The sequence below is a fragment of the Alkanindiges hydrocarboniclasticus genome, from assembly GCF_001982605.1.
Classification (GTDB): Bacteria; Pseudomonadota; Gammaproteobacteria; order Pseudomonadales; family Moraxellaceae; genus Alkanindiges; species Alkanindiges hydrocarboniclasticus.
On record NZ_MLCN01000001.1, the window covers coordinates 131,540 to 138,051 of the forward strand.

A 6,512-nucleotide genomic window follows, 5' to 3' on the forward strand; every position below is an offset into this window, starting at 1 on the left:
GAACCAAACAGCTAAAACCAGCCTTTCTTGCCTGTCAGGTTTAAATCAGCATTTTGTAGCGCAGTCTGGGTAAGCCACCACAAGCGTGGGTCACCGGTAATACTGCTTCCGGCAAAGTTATGCACATAGGCAAAACTCAAGCCACGCGATGGATCACACCATGCGCCCGAGCCATTGTAACCAATATGACCAAAACCCTCTGGTACACGTTTACCCAGACTTAAAATCCGGTGATAGCCCAGCCGCCAGTTCATGGGAATGGACATAATACGATCACGCTGGGTATTTTGAATCTGGCTTAATAAGCGTACCCGTTCCGGTGACAGGTATTGCTGGCCATCGCTTATACCCTGATTGACCAGCATGGCATACATTTTTGCCAGTGACCTTGCGGTAAATACTCCATTGGCGGCTGGAATACAGGCTTGCAAAACACGGTCTGTAAAAAAGCTAAAGCGGCTAATGCCCTTTGGCATTAAGGCATCTTCAGCTTCATACGGATCAAGGCCGGTGAGCTTAATCATTTTTTCCTGCAAGGTTAAGGGACGACGACCTTTTGGCAACACATTTTTTTGTACGGCGGGTTTAACTTTTTGTTGATTGGCTGTCTGATCAGGGCTTACTGCTACAATAGGCCGTGCGACACGCTCAAGCTCAGCGGCAGGCACCCCAAAATAGGCACCATCCAGTCCCAGCGGCGTAACCAGTTCATTTTGAAAAACTTCACATATTGACTGACCAGTGAGCTTTTCAACCACACCGCCCAGTAACCAGCCAAAACTCAAGGCCTGATAAGCCACTTTTGTGCCAGGTTCAAAGCGTGGTGTGGCATTCTCATAGACTTTTAGCATCTCATGCCAATCCAGCATTTGTACCGCCGACTGGATATTCTGGCGAATGTCAAACAGTCCGGACTGATGCGCCAGTACATGCCGTATGGTTATGTCACCTTTACCATTTTTGCCAAATTCCGGCCAGTAATGCGCAATTTTCTGGTCATAGTCCAGCAGTCCCTGATCAGCCAGCCGGTGTACCAGCGTTGCCAAGGCAGCCTTGCCGGTTGAAAAACTCAACGCCATGCTGTCTTGTTGCCATGGCGTATCCTGTTTTATCAATCCTGTCCAGACATCCACCACTTTTTTGCCCTGAAAATAAACAGCAAGCGCAGAGCCGCCCGGTTGGCTATCCTCTCGAGCTTGTGGCTGAATCTGTTTGAAGGCCTGAATCAATGGCGTAAAGGAATCATCATAACTGCCATGAAGCTGAACATTGGTCGCTTTGGGCCAAAATGGGAATTGCATGTCACATCCTGTCTGTGTAAAGCAAAGAGCCTAGTTATAGCCTAAACCGCTTTTGAATTGAATGGCTTTTAAAAAATTGCCTACAGGCTGAGCAAAAACCCGTCAGTTTAAGGACTAAAAAAAGCCCCTGCATTCGTTATGCAGAGGCTGGTTAAACAGCGCGTTATATGGCGTTATTTAATTCTGTACAAGCTATTACTGAGCAATCACCTGACCACTTAAATGCGGCTTACCCTCTTTGCTATCACACAGCTCAAACTGGATAGTTGCATCTTTTGAGCTCATTAAGGTCACTTTAGTAGGAATAAACACAGGCAGCTTAAACTGTACATCAGCTTCATAGGCATCGGGTAAATCACCCAGTGCGGCCAGTGAACGTGCTTTGGTCCACATTCCATGGGCAATGGCACGCTTGAAGCCAAATGCCTTGGCAGTATATTCATGAATGTGAATCAGGTTCACATCACCCGAAATAGCAGCATAGCGGCGGCCAATATTTTCTGGGATGCTCCAGTCCTGCTTGCTTTGGTATTCCGGCTTGGAATTTTCCTTGGGCTTGTCAGACTTTGACGCTGCGCCTGCCTTGCTACGTACCAGATAGGTTGTTACACCGCTATACACTTGCTCGCCATTGACACTGGCCGCAGTAATAAAATCAAACTGCTGGCCCTTGTCATGCGGACGCAGCTCGCCAAACTTGCATGATAGGCTTAATACTTCATCAGCCTTAATTTTACGGGTCTGGCGCACCACATTACGGATATGCACCATGCCCAGTAGCGCAAACGGAAAGGGTTCTTCGGTCATCATGCTCATTTGTAGCGATTGGGCCAATACAGCCAGATACATCGCAGGCACCGTGCCATCATTTTTAAAGGTACAAATATCGTTATAGGCTTTGAGGTGTTTTTCATCAATATTCAGGCGATCAACAATATATTCCGCCTGTGGCAAGGTCTTGGTTTTAACCTTTGGTTTTTTGATCAGGGATAAAATCACTTTGCCATAAGCCTTGTATGGCTTGGGCAATGCATCAAAATGGCGGATGCTCATGCTGGGTTCCTTAAAATATCAATTTACATCAATAAATATAGCCAGCTCACCAGATGATGCTTACCACTGAATTGAACTGGCTATAACGACAAACGGGGCGCTCAAAGCACCCCGCTTGAAAGCGCTGGTTTAGGCACCCAGCAAACTTTGTCCACACACACGTACCACGTTGCCATTAACACCCGTTGAGGCTGGGTTGGCAAACCATGCAATGGCTTCCGCTACATCCACCGGCTGGCCACCCTGTTGCATGGAGTTCATGCGACGGCCAGCTTCACGAATCGCCAAAGGAATGGCAGCTGTCATTTGTGTTTCAATGAAGCCCGGAGCCACCGCATTAATAGTAATGCCGTTTTTCAGCACAGGCGCCGTAAATTTCACCAAGCCAATAACGCCTGCCTTGGATGCGGCATAGTTGGTTTGGCCCAGATTACCGGCAATACCGCTAATGGAAGAAACACAAATAATGCGGCCATTGGCATTTAAGCCTTCGTTTTCCAGCAGGTAATCATTAATACGCTCGGCAGCACTTAAATTAATGTTCAGTACCATGTCCCACAGGTTTTCTTTCATGTTGGCCAGGGTCTTGTCACGGGTCACGCCTGCATTATGGACAATCACATCCAGACCGCCCTTGCCCGCTGCAAATTGCTTGATTTTCTCGCCTGCATCAGCAGCCGTGATGTCCAGCGCCAGTACGCTACCACCAATTTCGCCAGCAACCCGTTGCAGATCAGCATCCTGCGCTGGAATATCCAGACAAATGACATGCGCGCCATCACGGGCCATGGTACGGGCAATCGCTTCACCAATACCACGACTTGCACCAGTCACCAGTACAGTTTTGCCAGTCAGCGGCATGCTCCAGTCAACATTAACCGTGGCAGCCTTGCTGACATTTACAACCTGACCAGAAACATAAGCCGATTTGGCAGAGATCAAAAAGCGCAAAGTGGATTCAAGGTTTTTCTCAGCACCTTTGCCAACATAAACCAGCTGGGCAGCAACACCCTTTTTGAATTCCTTGCCCACAGACTTCACAAAGCCTTCCAGTGCACGCTGGGCAGTCGCGGCTTTAACGCTACCGGCAGCTTCTGGCGCACGCCCAACGATAATCACACGGCCAGATGGCATGAGCTGGCGTGCAACCGGATGGAAGAAATTGTACAGTTCAACCAGCTGTTCAGAGTTTGCAATACCCGATGCATCAAAAATAAATGCCTTGAAGCGCGATTCCTTGTCACCGCTGTTAAATGCACGCAGGTTCAAGCCAGATTTTGCAGCCACTTGCTGGAGCTGGGTATTATCGCCAGCATAAGTATCGGCATGAATGCTGGCCAGTGCATCACTAATCGCCGCAGACAGGGTGCTATCCGGTGCTGCACCAAACAATACGGCGCCATTAACCAGTGGTTTGCCCGGCTCATAACGATCCAGCTCAACAGGGGCTGGCAGGCCCAGATTCTTAATAACCAGTTTACCTAAAGCAGAATTGGCAAATGCCTGATAACGATCGCTCATGATTTATCTCTCATATCAAAAGTGCATAACCTGAATAAAAACAGCATACTCCATCCTTGAGCGGCCATTTAAAATGGTATAAACAGTAGGACATCACTACAGTAATTGCAATGGATAACATGTGGTTTTTCACTGGGATTACGTGTCGACAATGCGTTCCAGCATGTTAAATAAACAACTGCGCTGTCCATGTAGAATAACTTGGCTCTATGCTACCCAAGATTGCTGCCTAGATATTTGACTTTTAGGCAAAACTGGTGGGCATTCCAGTCAATACTTTGCCGCAACTTTATGTTAAGGTTAGCCCTTCTCAATTCATTGTTTTGGGGCACTTATGAGTCAATCCTCAAAAGACCAACCCGAATCGAGCAACACCGGGGAAACCGCAGCCAAGGCCAGTACAGCCAAGCCTGCTGCAAAACGTGCATCGACACGTGCCCCGCGTTCCTCTACCAGCAGTAAAGCATCTTCAGCGACGACAACCCGTCGTGCCAGTGCTACTAAAAGCAGTGCAGGCAATAGCACTGCAACCAAGAGCAGTGCTACTAAAAAACCTGCAACCACTTCCACCCAAAAACAGGACTCATCCATGAGCAAACAAGCTGCTTCTGTTCGTCGCGTTGCCATTATCGGCGGTAACCGGATTCCATTTGCCCGTTCAAATGGCCCCTACTTCACAGCCTCCAATATGGACATGTTCACCGCAGCACTCAATGGCCTGGTTGAACGTTTTAACCTGCAAGGCCAGCGTTTAGGTGAAGTGGTTGCCGGCGCGGTACTTAAGCACAGCCGTGACTTCAACATGACCCGCGAGTGTGTACTGAACACGGCACTGGCCCCAGAAACGCCAGCGTATGACATTCAGCAAGCGTGCGGTACTGGCTTGCAGGCGGCCTTTCTGGTTGCCAACAAAATTGCACTGGGCCAGATTGACGTGGGTGTTGCAGGTGGTGTTGATACCACTTCTGATGCGCCAATTGCATTTGGTGATGGCCTGCGTAAAGTATTTTTAGAGCTAAACATTGCCAAAACTGCAAAAGATCGCTTTAAAGCCTTAAGCAAAATCAATGTAAAAGACTTGCTGGATGCGCCTAAAAATGGTGAACCACGCACCGGCCTGTCCATGGGTGACCATCAGGCGATTACTGCGCTGGAATGGAACATTGCCCGTGAAGATCAGGATGCCCTGGCAGCATCCAGCCACCAGAAAATGGCTGCTGCCTACGAGCGCGGTTTCTTTAATGACCTGATTACCCCGTTCATGGGCTTAACCCGTGACAACAACCTGCGTCCAGACAGCTCGGTTGAAAAACTGGCTAAGCTCAAGCCTGTATTTGGCAAAGGCGAAAACGCCACCATGACTGCGGGTAACTCTACGCCATTAACCGACGGTGCATCTTGTGTACTGCTGGCCTCTGAAGAATGGGCCAAAGCCAATGGTCATGAAGTGCTGGCTTACTTAAGCTTTAGCGAGACTGCGGCAGTTGACTTTGTGGGCAAAAAAGAAGGCTTGCTGATGGCGCCTGCTTATGCCGTTCCACGTATGCTGGAACGTGCTGGCCTGACCCTGCAAGACTTTGACTTCTACGAAATCCATGAAGCCTTTGCGTCTCAGGTATTGTCCACCCTGAAAGCATGGGAAGATCCAACTTTCTGCAAAGAGCGCTTGGGCCTGGATAAGCCACTGGGTTCGATTGACCGTAGCAAGCTAAACGTCAATGGTTCATCTTTGGCGGCTGGCCATCCCTTTGCAGCGACTGGCGGACGTATTATTGCCACTGCGGCCAAACTGCTGAACGAAAAAGGTTCAGGCCGTGCGCTGATTTCGATTTGTGCAGCGGGTGGTCAGGGCGTTGTGGCGATTGTTGAAAAGCCGTAATTTCTGACCTCTATATTAGAATTTCAGAAAGACCTATATTTAATTGTAGGTCTTTTTTATCACCTACTTAAAAATACATAACAGTTTTTATAAAAGTACCATGTAACTAAATATGTAAGTTATTTCATAATTTACATGTATTTTAATTATCCAAATGCTAATATCGAAAATTTAAAAATATCAGGGATTTTTTATGATTAATATACCATTATTTTTTGAAGAAGATTCTCAAGTAATTGATATACAGAAAATACTTGAATACTTGATTAAAGATTTAAATACTACTTATGAAATTTCATTGAATGAAATCATTACCAATTTTCTTCAAGTCTCATCATCATTAATTTCTACAGATAAAATCGGACTCAATGTAGCAAAATTACTCACTGATGAAGATGAAGATGAAGATGAAGATGAAGATGAAGATGAAGAATATTATTCTTTATATGAAGCTAAAGAGTCAGTAAAATTTATGAAGGAGCAAACTAAAAGAATTAAACGAGCTATAAAAAACCAAGACATTACAACTTGGGAAATTAAAAACTTGCGAGAACAAATAGAAAGCTCGTTAGAGATATTTGCAGAAAAAAGATATAATAAACTATTATTACAAGTCGAAGAAATCCAAAGAGAAGCTTATCCTATTTTAGATGAAGCTGAAGTAGCTTGTGCAGTTATTGAAATAAATAAAATTTCGAGTAGAGTAATTCATAATATTACATCAGTAAACTCTATAGTGTCTGACATCGATAGAATAT

At 46.3% G+C, this 6,512-nt stretch carries 5 protein-coding genes; 2 read left to right on the plus strand and 3 right to left on the minus strand.

Features of this window, described 5'->3' with window-relative positions; translation table 11 throughout:
- Positions 1 to 11: 11 nt before the first annotated feature.
- The 3 genes from BKE30_RS00560 to BKE30_RS00570 form a co-directional block, all read right to left on the minus strand.
- On the minus strand, positions 12 to 1,301 hold the full coding sequence (locus BKE30_RS00560) for a serine hydrolase domain-containing protein (RefSeq protein ID WP_076876716.1): 1,290 nt from the start codon (positions 1,299 to 1,301) through the stop codon (positions 12 to 14).
- A gap of 195 nt (positions 1,302 to 1,496) precedes the next feature.
- Entirely contained in the window at positions 1,497 to 2,354 is an 858-nt protein-coding gene (locus BKE30_RS00565; RefSeq protein WP_076876717.1) for a MaoC family dehydratase, read from the minus strand.
- Positions 2,355 to 2,483: 129 nt separating this feature from the next.
- Positions 2,484 to 3,875: a 3-oxoacyl-ACP reductase gene (locus BKE30_RS00570; RefSeq protein WP_076876718.1), complete on the minus strand. Its 1,392-nt coding sequence runs from the start codon at positions 3,873 to 3,875 to the stop codon at positions 2,484 to 2,486.
- A 334-nt stretch (positions 3,876 to 4,209) separates the two neighbouring features.
- Between BKE30_RS00570 and BKE30_RS00575 the strand changes: the two genes are divergently transcribed.
- Both BKE30_RS00575 and BKE30_RS00580 read left to right on the plus strand, forming a co-directional pair.
- The gene (locus BKE30_RS00575; protein ID WP_076876719.1) at positions 4,210 to 5,754 is read left to right on the plus strand and encodes an acetyl-CoA C-acetyltransferase; all 1,545 of its coding nucleotides are present in this window, start codon (positions 4,210 to 4,212) and stop codon (positions 5,752 to 5,754) included.
- 193 nt (positions 5,755 to 5,947) lie between these two features.
- The coding region (locus BKE30_RS00580) for a hypothetical protein (protein WP_198938025.1) at positions 5,948 to 6,512 on the plus strand (565 nt) is incomplete at its 3' end.

Bases quoted from the DNA above. Each gene is read 5' to 3' on its own strand.
- BKE30_RS00560 (WP_076876716.1), bottom strand. From the start codon at position 1,301: ATGCAATTCCCATTTTGGCCCAAAGCGACCAATGTTCAGCTTCATGGC.
- BKE30_RS00565 (WP_076876717.1), bottom strand. From the start codon at position 2,354: ATGAGCATCCGCCATTTTGATGCATTGCCCAAGCCATACAAGGCTTAT.
- BKE30_RS00570 (WP_076876718.1), bottom strand. From the start codon at position 3,875: ATGAGCGATCGTTATCAGGCATTTGCCAATTCTGCTTTAGGTAAACTG.
- BKE30_RS00575 (WP_076876719.1), top strand. From the start codon at position 4,210: ATGAGTCAATCCTCAAAAGACCAACCCGAATCGAGCAACACCGGGGAA.